Source organism: Streptomyces sp. NPDC088923, from assembly GCF_044749745.1.
In the GTDB taxonomy this organism is placed as follows: domain Bacteria; phylum Actinomycetota; class Actinomycetes; order Streptomycetales; family Streptomycetaceae; genus Streptomyces.
The window spans coordinates 38,742-54,730 of record NZ_JBIVIO010000004.1 but is presented as its reverse complement, the minus strand read 5'-3'; the positions used below and the strand labels follow the sequence as shown (position 1 = coordinate 54,730).

Annotated in this window: 12 protein-coding genes; 5 read left to right on the top strand and 7 right to left on the bottom strand. The window is 75.2% G+C overall.

Annotated features, from left to right (window positions below; translation table 11 throughout):
• Positions 1-28 precede the first annotated feature (28 nt).
• The 5 genes from ACIP4O_RS18345 to ACIP4O_RS18325 form a co-directional block, all read right to left on the bottom strand.
• The gene (locus ACIP4O_RS18345; RefSeq protein WP_401575576.1) at positions 29-931 is read right to left on the bottom strand and encodes a glycosyltransferase; all 903 of its coding nucleotides are present in this window, start codon (positions 929-931) and stop codon (positions 29-31) included.
• The gene (locus ACIP4O_RS18340; RefSeq protein WP_401575575.1) at positions 928-1,545 is read right to left on the bottom strand and encodes an SAM-dependent methyltransferase; all 618 of its coding nucleotides are present in this window, start codon (positions 1,543-1,545) and stop codon (positions 928-930) included. Before ACIP4O_RS18340 ends, ACIP4O_RS18345 begins: the two co-directional genes overlap by 4 nt.
• Positions 1,542-2,294 carry a PIG-L deacetylase family protein gene (locus ACIP4O_RS18335; protein WP_401575573.1) on the bottom strand — a complete coding sequence of 251 codons (753 nt, stop codon included), beginning with the start codon at positions 2,292-2,294 and terminating at the stop codon, positions 1,542-1,544. The genes ACIP4O_RS18340 and ACIP4O_RS18335 overlap by 4 nt, the downstream gene beginning before the upstream one ends.
• Positions 2,291-3,379, bottom strand: a complete 1,089-nt coding sequence (locus ACIP4O_RS18330) for an acyl-CoA dehydrogenase (RefSeq protein ID WP_401575571.1) — start codon at positions 3,377-3,379, stop codon at positions 2,291-2,293. Before ACIP4O_RS18330 ends, ACIP4O_RS18335 begins: the two co-directional genes overlap by 4 nt.
• Positions 3,380-3,584: 205 nt before the next feature.
• Positions 3,585-4,742: an aromatic acid exporter family protein gene (locus ACIP4O_RS18325; RefSeq protein ID WP_401575570.1), complete on the bottom strand. Its 1,158-nt coding sequence runs from the start codon at positions 4,740-4,742 to the stop codon at positions 3,585-3,587.
• 175 nt (positions 4,743-4,917) lie between these two features.
• On the opposite strand from ACIP4O_RS18325, the gene ACIP4O_RS18320 reads away from it, so the two are divergent.
• From ACIP4O_RS18320 to ACIP4O_RS18310, 3 genes are all read left to right on the top strand, one after another.
• Positions 4,918-6,285: a hypothetical protein gene (locus tag ACIP4O_RS18320; protein ID WP_401575569.1), complete on the top strand. Its 1,368-nt coding sequence runs from the start codon at positions 4,918-4,920 to the stop codon at positions 6,283-6,285.
• An 89-nt stretch (positions 6,286-6,374) separates the two neighbouring features.
• On the top strand, positions 6,375-7,688 hold the full coding sequence (locus tag ACIP4O_RS18315) for an AAA family ATPase (RefSeq protein WP_401575567.1): 1,314 nt from the start codon (positions 6,375-6,377) through the stop codon (positions 7,686-7,688).
• A gap of 107 nt (positions 7,689-7,795) precedes the next feature.
• A complete protein-coding gene (locus ACIP4O_RS18310) occupies positions 7,796-9,031 on the top strand; it encodes a VWA-like domain-containing protein (protein WP_401576219.1) in 1,236 nt (411 codons plus the stop codon).
• Between the two features lie 43 nt (positions 9,032-9,074).
• Here ACIP4O_RS18310 and ACIP4O_RS18305 read toward each other — a convergent pair whose 3' ends face one another.
• Both ACIP4O_RS18305 and ACIP4O_RS18300 read right to left on the bottom strand, forming a co-directional pair.
• Positions 9,075-11,096, bottom strand: coding sequence for a CocE/NonD family hydrolase (locus ACIP4O_RS18305; protein WP_401575566.1), 2,022 nt, complete (start codon positions 11,094-11,096; stop codon positions 9,075-9,077).
• A 52-nt stretch (positions 11,097-11,148) separates the two neighbouring features.
• Positions 11,149-12,465 carry an acetyl-CoA carboxylase biotin carboxylase subunit family protein gene (locus ACIP4O_RS18300; RefSeq protein WP_401575564.1) on the bottom strand — a complete coding sequence of 439 codons (1,317 nt, stop codon included), beginning with the start codon at positions 12,463-12,465 and terminating at the stop codon, positions 11,149-11,151.
• 175 nt (positions 12,466-12,640) lie between these two features.
• Here ACIP4O_RS18300 and ACIP4O_RS18295 point away from each other — a divergent pair, with 175 nt between their 5' ends.
• Together ACIP4O_RS18295 and ACIP4O_RS18290 are read left to right on the top strand one after the other, a co-directional pair.
• Complete coding sequence (locus ACIP4O_RS18295; protein ID WP_401575562.1) at positions 12,641-13,681, top strand: LacI family DNA-binding transcriptional regulator; 1,041 nt, start codon at positions 12,641-12,643, stop codon at positions 13,679-13,681.
• A gap of 1,071 nt (positions 13,682-14,752) precedes the next feature.
• Positions 14,753-15,988: an extracellular solute-binding protein gene (locus tag ACIP4O_RS18290; RefSeq protein ID WP_401575560.1), complete on the top strand. Its 1,236-nt coding sequence runs from the start codon at positions 14,753-14,755 to the stop codon at positions 15,986-15,988.
• Position 15,989 lies beyond the last annotated feature (1 nt).

Below are 15,989 nucleotides of genomic sequence, written 5' to 3'. Positions count from 1 at the left end.
CCGCCGCGTCCCGCTCCGGCCTCCGCGCCTACACCGGCTCCGTCCCGCGCACCTCCTCGGTCCCCTCCGCCCCCTCCACCCCGGTGAGCCGCGCGAGTCGCGCGAGCCGTGCGCCGTAGCCGCCGCTCGCGCGCGGGTGCAGACGGGCCGAGGTGGCCACGGGCGAGCGCCGGGTGCGCAGGACGCGGTGGCCGCCCGCCTCCAGGGCGTGGACGAGGGCGTGGTCCTCGCCGGTGGCGAGGGGCGGGAAGCCGCCGACGCCGAGGTAGGCGTCGGCCCGTACGCCGAGGTTGGCGCCGTGGACGTGCGGGTGCCGCGCGCCCCCGGCCTCGCGGTACCGGACCGCCTCGCGGTGGAGCAGCCCGGCGAGAGCGGGGTCCCCGCCCAGCGACCGTACGGTGCCGACGACGGCGTCCCAGCCTCGCACACTCCAACGCCACTGGCTGGCCAGCCAGTTCGCCGGTACTACGCTGTCGGCGTCGGTCGAGGAGAGCCACACCCGCTCCGGGGGCCCGGCGAACAGGCCGAGCGCGGCGGCGACCCCGGCGGCGCGCGCCCGCCCCGGGTTGCGCGCGTCGATCCGCACGACGTGCGCGCCGGCCGCGCGGGCGAGAGATGCCGTCGCGTCGGCGCAGGCGTCGGCGACGACCACGACCCGCACCCGCACGGGCAAGGCCGGGTGCCGGGCGGCGCGGCGCAGGGCGGCGAGGGCGTGCGGGAGCAGCACCTCCTCGTCGTGGGCGGGGACGACGACGGCGAGAGCGGCGATGGCGCGCGCGGCACGCGGGGCGGGACCCCCGTACGAGGCGGGACCCCCGTACGAGGCGGGAGTGCCGTACCCCGCACGGCCTCCGTGCCCCGCACGGCCTCCGTACGGCCCGTACTCCCCAGCGGGCCCCGGCGGCCCGCCCTCCGGGGGCCGGATGCTCACACGAGTCCTTCGTACGCGGCCGGGGACGGCGGCAGCCGCTCGCCCGGGGCCCGGCGGGAGAAGGTCTGGAGCACGAAGTCCTCCTCACGGTGGTCGAGCCGGAGCGCGAGCCCTTCCTCGCGACCGAGGCGATCCGCCAACTCCGTTCCAGTGAGCCGGTGTTCGGGCACGGGGTGGTTCCAGTGAACGGTGACGAGGGTGCCGCCGGGGGTGAGGGAGTCCACCGTGCGACGCAGCAGGCGGTCGAGGGTGGGCGCATCGAAGTAGTAGAGGAGTTCGGAGAGGACGACGAGGTCGAACTCGCCCTGCGGCCATTCCTCGGGCACGGTGAGCAGGGCGACCTCGACGTGGTCGAGTCCCCTCGTGGCCTCGCGGGCCTGACCGACGGCTTCCGGGACGCGGTCGGTGGCGAGCAGCCGCTCGCAGCGGCCCGCGAGTCGCCGGGTCAACTCACCCACGGAGCAGCCCGGTTCGAAGGCGCGGCGGAAACGGGGGCGGGGCAGCGCCGCGAGCGTGAGGGCGTACTTGCGTTCCTCGTACCAGCGGCTGCGCAGGCCCCAGGGGTCCGCCGCGCCCTCGTACATGGCGGCGAAATAGTCGGTGGGAGTGCTCATGCGAACCACACTTCGAAGTCACGTACATGGTGGGCGAGTTCGGCGGGCGGCAGGATCGCGGCATCCTCGGGGGCCGGGCCGAGCGGGGCGATCTGGCTGCGGAAGCAGGCCACGGCCTCACGCTTGCGCGCGCGGACGTCGGCGGGCAGGTCCAGGCGCTTGGCGCGGTGCCAGGGCACACGGGGATCGCCGGGGCGCGCCCAGTGCCACATCCACACCGGGTAGGCGGCCGAGGGGGCACCGGTCTCGCGTGCGGCGGCGCGCGCGGCGCGGCCCGTCGCCTCGTGGTCGGCGTGCACGTCGCCCGTCCACGGCGCGAGGACGAGCGCGGCGCCCGCGGTGAGCGGCACGAGCGCGCGGCGCACCTCGTCCTCGTGCGCGGCGACGGCCGTATCGGGCACCCGCAGGCGTACGGTACGGGCCGCCGAGGCGCCGAGCCGGGCGAGCGCCGCGCGCAACTCCACGGCCCGGCGGGCGGCGAGCGCGGGAGGCCGCAGCACGCGGGTGCGCGGGTGCGAGCCCTCTCCGTCGGTGACGGTGACGACGGTGAGCGGCTGCCCGGCGGCGGCGAGCAGCGCGAGCGCCCCGCCCGCGCCGAGCACCTCGTCGTCGGGATGCGCGGCGACCACCACGACGGGCCCGCGCGGCAGCGCGGCCTCCGACAGCTCCGCCCACCCGTCCCAGGCCCGCCACAGCGCCTCGTCGGTACCGGGGGCCTGGATGGGGTCGGCGTCGCCGGGCCCGGTCACGACTTGGCCCGGCCCGCGACGAGCGCGCCGAGGGCGGCGAGGTCGCGTTCGGCGTGGTGCTGGCGCACGTAGACGGTGAGGTCGGCGACGGCGCGGGCGTGCCGGGCGTCGTGGCACAGCGGTCCGGCGCCGGTCGCGCGGCCCACGTGGGTGAGGACGCGTTCGCAGCAGGCGGCGACGAGGGCGCGGACCCGCAGGGCACGCTGCTCGGCGCCGCCCTCGGCGTCCACGGGGTCCGCGTCGATCTCGGCGGCGGCGCGCTCCAGGACGAGTCCGGCGGCGTACAACTCAAGGTCCGCCGCGCCGAGATGGGCGTCGGTGAAAGGGCTGCCGCGGCGCGCGGCGGCACGGCGCAGCGCGCCCGTCACCGCGTGGGCGCCGCCGAGCCAGCACGCCGCCACCCCGACCCCGCCGTGCGCGAAGCCGGGCCTGTGCACGTAGGCATCGACGTCGCCGACCGGGAGCGCGGGCGCGCCCTCGAAACGCACGTCGGGCGTGTCGGAGCCCGCCATGCCGAGCGCGGGCCACGTGCCGGGGGCGGGTTCGTACGTGCCCGGCCCTGCGTCGGTGCCTCGGTCGAGGCGGACCGCGAAGAGCCGTTGCCCCTCCTGCGTGCGGGCGGTGACGAGGGCGTGGGTACAGGAGTGCGCCCCGGAGGCGTACTGCTTGAGGCCGCTCAGCGTCCAGGTGTCCGCTGTCCCGTCGTAGGTGGCGCGTACCCCCTCGCCGGGCGGTTCGGCGGCCCATACGCCCCAGCGCTGACCCGGCGCGGGCGGCGGCCCGGCCAGTTCGGCGAGGATCGCGAGCGCGTCGGTGTGGCCCTCGACGAGGCGGGCCACGGCGAGGTCCTCCTCGGCGACGCCGCGCAGCGCGGCGAAGCGGAGTCCGGTCGCCCCGCTGCCGGGCAGCGGGAAGCGCAGCTTGCCCTCCTCGATCTGCCGCACGGCGGCGGCGAAGCGGGCGGCGACCTCGGCGCGCGCACCGGCGGCGCCGAAATCGCCCGGCTGGGGGACGCCCGCGTCACCCGGCGGGAGGACACCACGGCCTTCCGGCGGCTCGGGGGCGGGCGGGGAGGGGTGGGTCATGGGGAAGTCCTGTTCGGTGGGGGCGGTGCGGGGCCGGGACACCATGGGTGCCCGTGCGGCGGCTTTTCATACCTGGGGCGACCGGTCCGGCTGCTGCCGCCCACTCCTCGTGAGCACCACTTGCCCGGTCAACGAAGACGGGCGAAGCAGCCACGGGAGGCCGCCGCCCCGCCCCCCCAGAGGCCGCCGCCCGCTCGTGGCACGCTCAGCGCCCGACCTCACGCGGCACCTCGCTCAGCAGCGCCCGCAGCAGTTGCCTGGTCTCGGCGAGGAGCTCACCGGCGGGGACGGCGCCCGTGCCGGAGAGCGCGTGGAAGGAGGCGTCCAGCACCTCGTACGCCTCGCGCACCTCCTCCGGGATCGCTCGCGGCTCCAGGACGTACGGCGCGCTCGGCTCCCGGCGCGCGAGCGCCTCGTACTCCCGCTCGCACAACACGGCGAGCGTCTCGGCGAGCCGCGCCCAGTCGGCGAAGAAGTCGTTGCCGGGCGAGCGCAGCGGGTTGTCCCCCTGCCCGAGGGTCGCGAGGGTGCGGGTGACCGCGCGCAGGTGGTCGACGGCGGCGGACCAGCGGGCGTCGAGCGCGGCCGGCGGCTGCGCGGACCGGGCGCGGCGCAGCCGCAGGCCGGGGTTGAGCCGGGAGCTCTCCTCGGCTTGCTGCCGCGCGTCCCGCACGTACCGCAGCGTCTCCTCGACGCGGCGCGCCTCGTCGTGCCAGTCCAGCGCCTGCTCCGCCGTCCACTCCCCCCGGACACCCTGCGCGAGGTCGCGCAGCAGTCGCCCCGTGTCCCGGGGCAACCGCAGGAGTTGGTCGCCCGCGTTGCGCAGGTGCACCGGGGGCAGCACGAAGGCGTTGACGGCGATGCCGATGACGGCGCCGATGCCGGTCTCCAGGAGACGGTGACCGATCTCGGCGGGGCTCGCCGAGGTCGCCGTGATGACGAAGAGCGCGGTCGTCGCCCCGTAGATCCCCTGCGTGCCGAGCCTGCGGTACGTGCCGGCGAGGACGAGCGGCGGCAGCGCGAGGGCCATGGCGGCGAGGGTGTCGCCGCGCGTGAGGGAGAGCGCGGCGGCGGCGGTGAGGGTGCCGAGGAGGATGACGGCGAGTTGCCGGAATCCGGCGCGCAGCGAGCGGTAGACGGTCGCGTCGACGAGCGCGAGCGCGGTCCACGGGGCGAGCAGGGCCATGGGGGCCTTGAGCCACCACCCGGCGAGCGCCCAGGCGGCGATCGCGGCGCCCGCCGCCTTGAGCGACTGCACGACGGAGTCACGCTCGGGGCCCGGCTGCCGGAACACGGTCCGTACGGTCGCGACGACGGCCGCCGTCTCCTTACGGGCCCAAAGCCCCGTGTCCCTCGGCCCCACGGGCGCCTCCTCGTATGCGGTGAATCCGTGGGTACCCCGTCACGGGGCGATCACGCGAAAGGCGCGCGCGGGAGCGGGCGGAAAATGGCTGGCGCGCTCCCCCGCACTCGTCTACGCTCGCCCCGATGACGACCTACCCCTCTCTCCGAGAGGAGGCCCCGCGCCCGCAAGGTGAGTGCTGATGCTCACTGACGAGGCGTTCGGGGACTCCCCACCGCACCGCCCGGTTGATCCCGGGCCCCGCCCGGCCGAGTACCGGCCCCCCTTCCCACGGCTTCTCTTCTGGCAACGCGTGCGCGCGTGCGCCGTGCCGCCCCGCATGATCGAGACCGCGACGCGGCGGCGTGCCGCCGGGGACTGGGCGGGGGCCTGTGCCGCCGCCGAGGTCGATGTCTCCTTCGCGTTCCGCGCCGTGCGGCACCGCTGGGGCGAGGCGCTCGCGTCCCGGCTCAGGTCCGATCTGCAGTCGCTGGCACCGGATTTGCTGCGCTGGCACTTTCCTCGTACGGGCCCCGACGGGCTGCTGCGCGCGGGCACGGCGGTGACCCTCGCGCGGTACGGGACCGGGACCGGCCGGCCCGTGCACCTGCTCGCCGAGACCCCGCCCGCCTCCGTACAGGCCGGGCAGCGCCTCACGCTGTGGCTCGGCGACCGCCCGGGCCCGGACTGCCCTTCCCCGGACCGCCGTTTCCGGCTCGACCTGCACCGGCACCTGTGGGACGCGGGGCGCAGCGGCGAGCTGCGCGAGCGCGCGGACCTGCGAGCTTCTGGGCAACCACCCCCTTGGCACGCCCTGTTGGGTTCGGACGCGTACGCGTCCGGACGCTGGGGCGCGGAGGCGGCACTCCTGCTGCGGGCCGAGGGGCGCGGGGAGGCCGGGCACGTGCTCGTGCGCCTGGCCCGTGCGCGGCGGCTGCTCCTGCACGTACGGGACGGGGCCGTCGCCACCGCCGAGGAAGTGCGCGCCCGCGCGTGGCCGGGCGTGCCCACACTGCCCGAGGCGGCCGTCTGGGTGCCGCCGGACGTGGAGTTGCTGCGCGCCGGGCTCCTCGCGCCGGACGCGCTGCATCCGCTGGTCGCCGCGGCACTCGCCCCGGGCGCGCCCGGTCCCGTACGACAGCCGCCGGGACCGGAGGTGTTGCGGATCGCGTGCCAGGGCGCGAGCCACCGCCTCGGACGCACGCGCGCGGGCGGGCCGCTTGTCGCGCTCGACCACACCCAGGAGGAGCTGGAGCGCGAGGAGTTGCTCGCGCAGCTCGGCGGCACGCCGCTGCCCTGCCTGGGCGCGCTCCGCGAGGCGGCACGCGAGCTCGACGTCCACCCCGAGGTGCGTGAACTGTTGCGCTACGGGGACGTGGTCGGCGCCACCGAGCGGGTGACTCACTTGGTCGGTCCGCAACGCGACTTGCCCGAAGGGGAGTTGCGGACCGCGCTGGCGGAGGCGGGCCGCCAGCGGCTCCGCCACGACCTGCACCGCGCCGGACTGTCCCCGGCCCAGCGCATCCCCCTCCCCCCGGCACCACGCCGTCGTCCCATCCGCTGAACCGCCCCCGCACCACTCGCCGGACACTCCCTGAACCACCGGCCCCATCGCCGTACCACACACCTCCTCACGCCCTCAGGTGATGCCCCATGCCACACACCGCAGCGACCATCCGCGCCCAGGCGCCGGCCCCGCACCGTTCGCCCGTGCCCGACCCCACCGCCTCCGCCTCCCCTCTCGACACCGCGACGGCCCTCCTCGGCCTCCTCGCCGACACCTCCACCGAGCCCCGCGCGAACGACGGCCTCGAAGCCCTCACGCTCGCCGTGTCCGCCGACCTCCCCGTCCTGCTGTGGGGCGAGCCGGGCATCGGCAAGACCGCCGCGCTCATGCAACTCGCCGAGACCCTCGATCTGCCGCTCACCACGGTCATCGCGAGCGTCCACGAGCCGTCCGACTTCTCGGGCCTGCCCGTCATCGGCCCCGACCCGGCGAGCGAGGGCATCCCGATGGCCCCGCCGGACTGGGCGGTGCGGCTCGTGCGCGCGGGACGGGGGCTGCTCTTCCTCGACGAGTTGTCCACCGCTCCCCCGGCGGTGCAGGCCGCGCTCCTGCGGCTCGTCCTCGAACGGCGCGTCGGCGCGCTGCGCCTGCCTCCCGCCGTCCGCATCGTCGCCGCAGCGAACCCGCCCGCCTCGGCCGCCGACGGCTGGGAGCTGAGCCCGCCGCTCGCCAACCGCTTCGTGCACCTCACGTGGCACCACGACCCGGACGTGGTGGTGCGGGGACTGGGCGGCACCTGGCCGGTGGCCGCGCTGCCCGCGCTCGCCCCGGAACGGCTCACGGATGCGGTGGCGTACGCGCGGCGCGCGGTGTGCGGCTTCCTGACGGCCCGCCCCACCCTCGTCCACCAGCTCCCCTCCACCGAGACGGTACGGGGCAACGCGTGGCCGTCGCCGCGCAGTTGGGACATGGCGCTGCGGCTCACCGCGTTCGCTTCGGCGGCAGGGTCCGGGCGCGACGTCCTCGCGCTCCTGGTGCGCGGCGCGGTCGGGGACGGCCCCGGGTACGAGTTCCTCGCGCACCTGGACCGGATGGACCTCCCCGACCCCGAGGACCTTCTCGCCGACCCCGCGAACGCGGTCCTGCCGGAGCGCGGCGACCGCAGGCAGGCGGCGCTGGACGGAGCGGTCGCCGCGGTCAACGCCCGCCCGGAGAAATGGAGATGGCAAGCCGCCTGGGAACTCCTCGCCCACGCGGCGCGTTCCGGCCCGCCCGACCTGCTGGTCACCCCCGCGAGCGCGCTCGCGGCGCTGCGCCGCCCGGACTGGCCGGCGCCGCCGGCGATCGAGGGGCTCTCCGGGGTCGTCGCCCTCTCGCAGCGCGTGGCGCGTGCGGGGGCGGAGGCGGACGGGAAGGCGCGGCGCGAGGCGGAGCGGGAACGGGCGGAGACGTGGCGATGACACGAAAGGACGCGCCCGCGCCCGTACCCGCGGCCCCCGCTCCCGTACCGTCGGCCCCCGCGCCCGTACCGTCGGGCCCCGCGCCCGTGCCACCGGCCCCCGCTCCGGTGCGCGCCGCTTCCGTTCCCGTCCCCCTGGACACCGACAAGCTCTACACGGCCCGGCTCCTCGCAGTCCGCCATCGTCCCTACCTCGCGACCGCGCTCTTCGCGCTGTCCCCGGTGCCCTCGGCGTGGGTGCCGACGATGGCGGTGGACCCGTACTGGCGGCTGTACGTCAATGCCGTCTTCGTCGCGCGCACGCCGCTCGCCGAGCTGGCCGGGGTGTGGGTGCACGAGGTCTCACACCTGCTGCGCGAGCACCACGACCGCGGCGAGCGGTACGTGGCACTGCACGGCCCGGACGGCCCCGGGGAGCGGCTGCGGGTGAACATCGCGGCGGACTGCGAGATCAACGACGACATCTACGGGGACGGGCTCACCGCCCCGCGCGGGGCCGTACTCCCCTCCCATCTCGGTCTCGGAGCGGGCCAGTTGATGGAGGGCTACCTGCGCCGATTCCGCCTCGGCGCGCACACCGCGCACCTGGCGTGGCTGGAGTGCGGCAGCGGCGCGGACGGCCTGCCGCGCCGCTGGGACCTGGGCCCGGGCGGGGCGGACGCGCTGCGTCGCGGGGACCGGGACGCGGTGCGCTTCCGCGTGGCCCGCGCCCTCACCGGCGCCCCGGGCAACGCGCCGGCGGGCTGGCAGCGCTGGGCGGAGCGCGTCGTGCACCCGCCGCAGCCGTGGCAGCGGCTGCTCGGCGCGGCGGTACGGTCCGCCGCCACGGCGGCGGGACAGGGCGCCGACTACCGCTACGGCCGCCCGCCCCGCCGCGCGGCGGCACTCCCGGAAGCGGTCCTGCCGAGCCTGCGCCGCACACCCCCGCGCGTCACGGTGGTGATCGACACCTCGGGCTCAGTGAGCGACGCCGAACTCGGCTCGGCGCTCCTCGAACTCGCGGCGATCGCACGAGCGTTGGGCGGACGCCGCGACCTGGTCAAGGTCATCTCCTGCGACGCCGCGGCCTCCCGCGCCACCACCTTGTGCGCGGCGGCCGACCTCCACCTCACGGGCGGCGGCGGCACCGACCTGCGCACCGCCTTCCCGCGCGCCCTCGCCACCCGCCCCGACACCCTCGTCCTCCTCACCGACGGCCAGACCCCCTGGCCCGCCACCCGCCCGCCCTGCCGCACGGTCATCGGCCTCTTCCCCCGCCGCCACGAGCCCCACTACGACGAGGAGGAGGAGACCTACACCCCCACGGGGCCCCCGGCCTGGGCGCGGGTGGTGGAGATCGGATGAGGCCGCCGCACCGGTTCACCGCGCACCGGTTCACCCCGCCCCTTCACACCAGATCCCGCCGCACCGTCTCCCTCCAGTTCCGCGAGAACACCCGCTCCCCGCCCTCGTAGGCGTCGAGTGTGGCGTGGACGTGGAAGTGGTCCGCGTCGCACGTGAGGGTGGTGGTGGTCTCGGTGCGGGTGTCCCAGTCGCCGCGGGAGAAGCGCATCGTCCAGGCGGAGTGGCCGCGTGGCGAGGTGAAGTCGTCCGCGGTCCAGTCGTAGCGCTCGACGGCCCGGCGGCCGACGTCGAGGGCGATGTCGGTGTAGTGGGTGGTGCCGCTGTCCTTCACGATGTCGAGGGCCGCGTGGTAGTCGACGAGATCGCGCGAGACGCGCCAGGACTGCTCGGGCGGGACGCGCTGTTCCGTCGCGAGGGGGCGCACCGCCTCCGGCTCGCCGAAGGCGATCCCCTCGTCCGGGGCCCGCACGGGGCGCACCGGCAGCGTCAGGGTGCTCGCGCGCGCCTTCACCGCGAGCATGACCGGCTCGGGCGGGGGCCAGGCGAGGGGCCAGTACGAGGTGGAGAGGGACAGGCGCAGGCGGTGTCCCGCCGGGAACGCCTGGGCGATCCCGTTGAGGCGAACCGTGGCACGGTACGTACGCCCCGGCTCCAGCGGCTCGGGGTCGCCGCCCCCGCGGTGGGTGAGGTTCAGGATGCCGTACGAGACCCGCGTCGAGGCGCCGCCGGGAGCCACGTCCGAGAGCCGCGCCGCCACCTGCGCGACGGGCCGGTCCACGGTGAACTCCAGCTCGACGGTCGGAGCCCCCAGGATCTCCAGGCGTTCCGCGAGGACCGCGCTGTCGAAGACGAGCGAACCGCCGTCCTCCTCGCGCTGGTCGTAGGGGAGGTCGGGGGGAGCGTTGTACGAGGCCCACTTGCCCGCGTACTGGCCGACCGAGAGCGGCGAGGAGACCGTCAGCCAGTCACCGGGAGCCCCGTCCGCGGCCTCCGCCTCCTCGATGCGGTGCGCCGTCAACGGATGCACGTGCGACTCCACTTGGGGAGAAGGCAGGCTCGGCTCACCGACCCAGCGGCCGGGGCGCTCCTCGTACGACGTCGACGGCGGCGCGCTCTCCTGCATCCAGGACTTGAGCATCGGCCCGTCCATGACCCCGTTCTCCTCGCCCTTGAGCCAGTGGTCCCACCAGCGCACCACCTCCTGGAGGTAACCGATCGCCGGACCGGGCTCGCCGAGGTGCGGGAACTTGTGCGACCACGGCCCGACCAGGCCCTTGCGGGGCACGTCGAGGTGTTCGAGGAGCCGGGTGACGGCGTTCGAGTAGCCGTCCGCCCAGCCGCTCGAAGCGAGCACGGGCACCCGTACGGCGCCGTAGTCCTCGCACACCGAGGCGTGCCGCCAGTAGGCGTCGCGGCGCTGGTGGCGCAGCCACTCGACGACCCACGGGCCGCTCGCCGCGAGGCGCTCGTGCCACATGTCGCGCCACCGCTCCCCCACGACCGCCGGGTCCGGCGGGCAGGTCGCGTAGGCGAACATCGTGCCCGCCTCGGCGAGGTTGTCCGAGAGCATCGCGCCGCCCATGTAGTGCATGTCGTCGTCGTAGCGGTCGTCGGTGAAGGAGGCGAGGACGACGGCGCGCAGGCTCGGCGGCCGGCGGGCGGCGGTCTGGAGCGCGGCGAAGGCGCCCCAGGAGATGCCCATCATGCCGGTCGCCCCGTCGCACCACGGCTGCTCGGCGAGCCAGGCGAGCACCTCCTCGGCGTCGCGCTGCTCCTGCTCCAGGTACTCGTCGAGGAGTACGCCCTCGGAGTCCCCCGTACCGCGCAGGTCGAGCCGCACGCAGGCGTAGCCGTGACCGGCGAGGTAGGGGTGGTGCATCGAGTCGCGTACGGAGCTCAAGTCCCTTTTGCGGTAAGGGATCGCCTCAAGGACGGCGGGCACGGGCTCCGTGTCGGACGAGACGGGCCGCCAGACGTGCGCCGAGAGCCGGACACCGTCCGGCATCGGGATGAGGACGTGCTCCTCTTCCTTGACGGCATGCGGGAGTTGGCTGACGTAACGCATAAGTCCTTTCCGTTACGGGGCTCTTCGACGGCTTGGCGGCTGCGGGGCCGCCTCAGACGTCCTCGATCTCGAAGCGCAGCCCCCGTACCGCGCGGTCGTACTTGGCCTCCAGCTCCTTGTCGCTGTCGGCCCCGACGTACAGGTGCGCCAGCTCGGCGGAGTAGCTGTCCTGCCCCGGCATCTCGGAGAGCCGTACGCCCTCGTCCGGCACGATCACCACCTTGACGCCCGGCACCTCGCGCTCGACCTCCGCGATCTCCTCGGCGGTCGGCACGCGGTGCACGATCCCGTCACGGAACCGGCGGTAGTACCACTTCGCGCCGTACTCGTAGCGCCCGTGCCCCTGCCGCACGCGGGGGTCGCGGCCGAGCGCGAGGCTCAGCATGCGGTGGTGGTTCGGGACGCCGTCGACGTGCGCGAACATCTCGGCGTGCGACTGCGAGTGGCGCGGGTTGATCTCCAGGACCTTCACGTCGCCGGTCTCGGGGTCGTAGAAGAACTCGATGCTGAACGTGGCCGAGTCGAGCCCGGTGCGCTCCATGACGCGCCGCGAGATGTCCACGACGCGCCGCGTCGTCTCCTCCGGCAGGTCCGCCGGGTACTGGTGGCGCAGGAAGCAGGCGCTGTTGGGGTACGTGTGCGAGTCGAGCACCCCGTAGACGACCACCTCGCCGTCGTGCACGTAGCCCTCGGCCGCGACCTGCACGCCGGTCAGGGCCTCTTCGGCGAGGCACGCCGCGCCCCCGGCCTCGGCGATCTCCGGCGGCAGGTCGATGCCCTCCATGAGCCGCGAGAACGGCTCGCCCATGCGGCCGATCCCCGCCCGTATCTCCTCGACGGCCTTGCGGAACTCCGCCTCGTCCTTGACCCCGAAGGCCAGCTCCGAGGAGTACGACTTGACCGGCTTGAGCCACATCGGGAACGAGACGCCCGCGGGCGGGCGCGGGTCCGCCTCGTCCAGGTCCACGAGCCCGAACCCGGGCACGGCCTCCGGCGCGGCCTCGCGCTGCAGGAGCCGGCTCCAGTACTTGTGCTCGCACCGCACGATCGACTCGACACTCGTCGCCCGCAGCCCGCGCTCGGCGCACAGCAGCGGCACGAGAGCGCTCACCGGGAAGTCCCAGTACCCCACCACCGCGTCCACGCCCCCCTCGAACGCGTCGAGCGTGGCCCGCGCCTTGTCCAGCAACCTGTCGAAGTCGATCTCACCTTCCTGGAGTTCAGCCACCGAAAGCAGCGGATGGAAGGTCAGCGCCTCGGCACCGGGAACCTCGCGAAGCGTTTCGAGGTTGTCGTCGTCGAGCCCGACGACGAAGACGTCCAACTGCTTCGCTTCGCGGGTTTCAGAGGCTTCACGGGTTTCGCTCATGGATTCTCCCCATTGGTCGGTTGCAGGGTTCGGCGCGAGTACCCGGGGGGTGGGGAGGCAAACGGAGCCGGGGCCCTTGCGCGCGCGTCGGCCGGCTCCGCCCGCACCGCTCGCGCTCCTTCGCGGCGGTTACCATGGCTCGCGCCGTTCGCGCAGGTGGCGGGGAGGTTCGACGGTGGCAACGATCAGGGATGTGGCCCAGTACGCCGGGGTGGCACCGAGCACCGTCTCGTACGTCCTGAGCGGCTCGCGCTCCATCTCGGAGGAGACCAGAGCCCGCGTACGCGAGGCGATCGACGTGCTCGGCTACCACCCGCACGCCTCCGCGCGGACGCTGCGCGCCGGGCGGACGCGGGTCATCGCGCTCGCCGTGCCGCGCGCGGCGGGGCTCCAGCGCTCGGTGGACGGCCGCTTCGCGATCGACGTGAGCGACGCGGCCAACCTGCTCGGCTACGACCTGCTCCTGAGCACCTCGCAGGACAAGGCGGAGGGCGTGCGGCGCGTCGCGCTCAGCGGGCTCGCGGACGCCGCCGTGCTCATGGCGGTCGACATGGAGGACAACCGTATCGACGTCGTCCGCGAACTCGGTTTCCCCGCCGCCCTCATCGGCCGTCCCGCCGACGAGGCCGCGCTGCCCTGGACCGACCTCGACTGGGAGGCCGCGGCAGCCCTCGCGGTACGCACCCTCGCCGCCGCGGGGCACCGCGCCCTCGTCTACCTCGGCCCCACCCAGAACGAGTTCGCCGCGCGCCGCAGTTACGCGCTGCGCGGCGCGGCGGGCGCGCGGGCGGCGGCCGAGGCGGGGCTTTCGCTCCGGGTCGTGGAGACCCCGAGCGGCCCCTCCTCCGAGCGGCACTCCCCGAACGACACCCCTCGGCTGGTGCACCGGTTGCGCGAGACGATCGGCACCGGCCCGGACCGCGCCACCGCCGTGATCGTCCAGCACCCCACCGCCGACCACGCCCTCGACGCCCTCGCGGCCCTCGGTCTGCGCGCCCCCGAGGACATCACCGTCCTCGTCCTCGGCTCCCTCCCCGACGACCCCGCCACCCGCCGCATCCCCCGCGTCGACCTCCCCGTCCACGCCCTCGCCACCGAGGTCATCCGCCTCGCCGCCCAGGCCACGACCCGCCCCACCCCCTCCCCCGCCCCCCACCTCCTGGTCCCGCCGCTGCTGAGCGGGGCGGAGGGGATCAGGGGGCCGCGGGGGGTGTGAGGGGCGGGACCGGGGCGGCTTCGCGTGGGACGCCCGGGACCGGGGCGGCATTGCGGTGAGACGCCCGCGAGCGGGGCGGCCTCGCGTGAGACGCCCGCCCGGGACCGGGGGCAGCCTTGCGGTGAGACGCCCGGGACCGGGGCGGCCTCGCGTGGGACGCCCGCCCGGGGGCTGGAGCGGCCTCGCGTGGGACGCCCGCCCGGGGGCTGGGGCGGCCTCGCGTGGGACGCCCGCGAGCGGGGCGGCCTCGCGTGGGACGCCCGCCCGGGGGCTGGGGCAGCTTCGCGTGGGACGCCCGCGAGCGGGGCGGCCTCGCGTGAGACGCCCGCCCGGAGCCGGGGCAGCCTCGTGTGGGACACCCGCGACCGGGGCAGCCTCGCCTGAGACGCCCGGGACCGGGGCAGCCTCGCGTGAGATGCCGCCGAGGCGACCGGGGGTCCGGCCACGGCCCCGTAGCGCCTTCCGCACCGGACGGGAAAGCGGTCCCCTTCGCCCCCGGCCTTTCTCACCCCGCCCCTCCTCGCGCCTCCGCCCCCCTCGCGCCCTCACCCCTTCCCGCGCCCTCGCCGCGCGGGCCGATCCGCCGTCCGGCGTCCCGCTCCCCGTTCCCCGCGCCCCCACGGTCGCGCGAGAGCGGGAGGGCTCGTCACCGCGCGAGGTGTCCCGGTCCGGACCGCGCGAGGTGTCCCGGTCCGGACCGCGCGAGGTGTTCCGGTCCGGCTGACCCTCACACTGGCTCACCAGGTCGTGTCCCAGCTCTTGTCGGAAGGCCCTCGGCGTCCTACGATCTCGGCGTCGCGTTGTCGAATCGATTCGACGATGCAACGGGCGCCCCGCATCAGGCACCCGCACGGCGTCCATCCCGTCGCCTCCCCCGATACGCCCCGCCCCCTACCGTCCCGTACCACCGAGCACGCACACGTCTCCCCCACTGCCGTTTCCCCCACTGTCGAATCGATTCGACGCCCGCCCTCGGCCCCACCCCATCCCGACCTCAGCCCCCTCCCCCGACCCCACCCGACACCCCCCTCCGCCCCTACACAGCCGTAGACCGAACGGAGCCCTCCCGCCATGCCACCCCTTCGCCGGAGCAGGCCAGGGGACGTCGCCGTGGTCCTCGCGACCGCGCTCGCCGCCACTGTCGCCCTCGCCGGATGCTCGACCGGGCCGGACGACGACACCCTCACCGTGCTCAACTCCGCGACCGACAGCCACGAGCACGCCCAGAACCAGCGCTTCTTCGACCGGTGCGCGGGGCCGCTCGGCGTCAAGGTCCAGCAGACCAGCGTCCCGGCCGACCAGGTCAGTTCCAAAGCGCTGCGCATGGCTTCCTCGCACTCGCTCACCGACATCCTGGAACTGGACGGTTCCGAGGTGCCGCAGTTCGCCGACACCGGCGGGCTCGTGCCGCTCACGGAAGCCGGGGTCGAGACCGGCGGGCTCTCGAAGTCGGCCGTCACGATGGGGAGTTTCAAGGGCACCCAGTACGGCATCGCCCGCTCGGTCAACTCGCTCGCCCTCCTCTACAACGTGGACCTGCTCAAGAAGGCCGGTGTCGAGCCACCCCGCACCTGGGACGAGCTGAAGACGACCGCGAAGCGGCTCACCACGGGCAAGACCTACGGCATGGCGTTCAGCGCGACCCCGGACGCGGACGGCGTCTACCAGTTCCTGCCGTTCTTCTGGACCACGGGCGGGAACGAGGCCCATCTCGACGACGGCAAGGGCGCCCCCGCGCTCCAGCTCTGGAAGGACCTCGTGACCGCGAAGTCCGCTTCCAGCGCCGTCGTCACCTGGAACCAGCAGGACGTCAACGACCAGTTCCTGGCAGGCCGGGCCGCCATGATGATCAACGGTCCCTGGCAGGTGCCCGTGCTCAACGCGCACAAGGACCTGCACTGGGCGGTCGCCCAGATACCCGTGCCCGAGGCGGGGCAGTCCGCGCAACCGCCCATCGGAGGCACCGTCATGACGCTCCCGAAGACGGGGCACACGAGCCGGCAGCGCACGGCGGCCAAGATCCTCAACTGCCTCAACGAGCAGCGCAACCAGATCGACTGGGGCGAGTCCGTCAACAACGTGCCGACGATGCGCGCGGCGGCCGGGCAGTACAAGAAGCAGAACCCGAAGCTCGCCGCCTTCGCCGACGAGGTCGCGACCGCCCGCTCCCGCACCACCCGGGTCGGCGCCTCCTGGCCCGCCGTCTCCGACGCGCTCTCCGGCGCCTTCCAGTCCGTACTGACCGGGAAGTCCAGCCCGGCAGCCGCCCTCAAGCAGGCCCAGTCGCGGGCCACGTCGGGGAAGTGAG

Coding starts and splice junctions, on each gene's coding strand:
- ACIP4O_RS18340 (WP_401575575.1), bottom strand. CDS start 1,545: ATGAGCACTCCCACCGACTATTTCGCCGCCATGTACGAGGGCGCGGCG.
- ACIP4O_RS18330 (WP_401575571.1), bottom strand. CDS start 3,379: ATGACCCACCCCTCCCCGCCCGCCCCCGAGCCGCCGGAAGGCCGTGGT.
- ACIP4O_RS18315 (WP_401575567.1), top strand. CDS start 6,375: ATGCCACACACCGCAGCGACCATCCGCGCCCAGGCGCCGGCCCCGCAC.
- ACIP4O_RS18305 (WP_401575566.1), bottom strand. CDS start 11,096: ATGCGTTACGTCAGCCAACTCCCGCATGCCGTCAAGGAAGAGGAGCAC.
- ACIP4O_RS18300 (WP_401575564.1), bottom strand. CDS start 12,465: ATGAGCGAAACCCGTGAAGCCTCTGAAACCCGCGAAGCGAAGCAGTTG.
- ACIP4O_RS18290 (WP_401575560.1), top strand. CDS start 14,753: ATGCCACCCCTTCGCCGGAGCAGGCCAGGGGACGTCGCCGTGGTCCTC.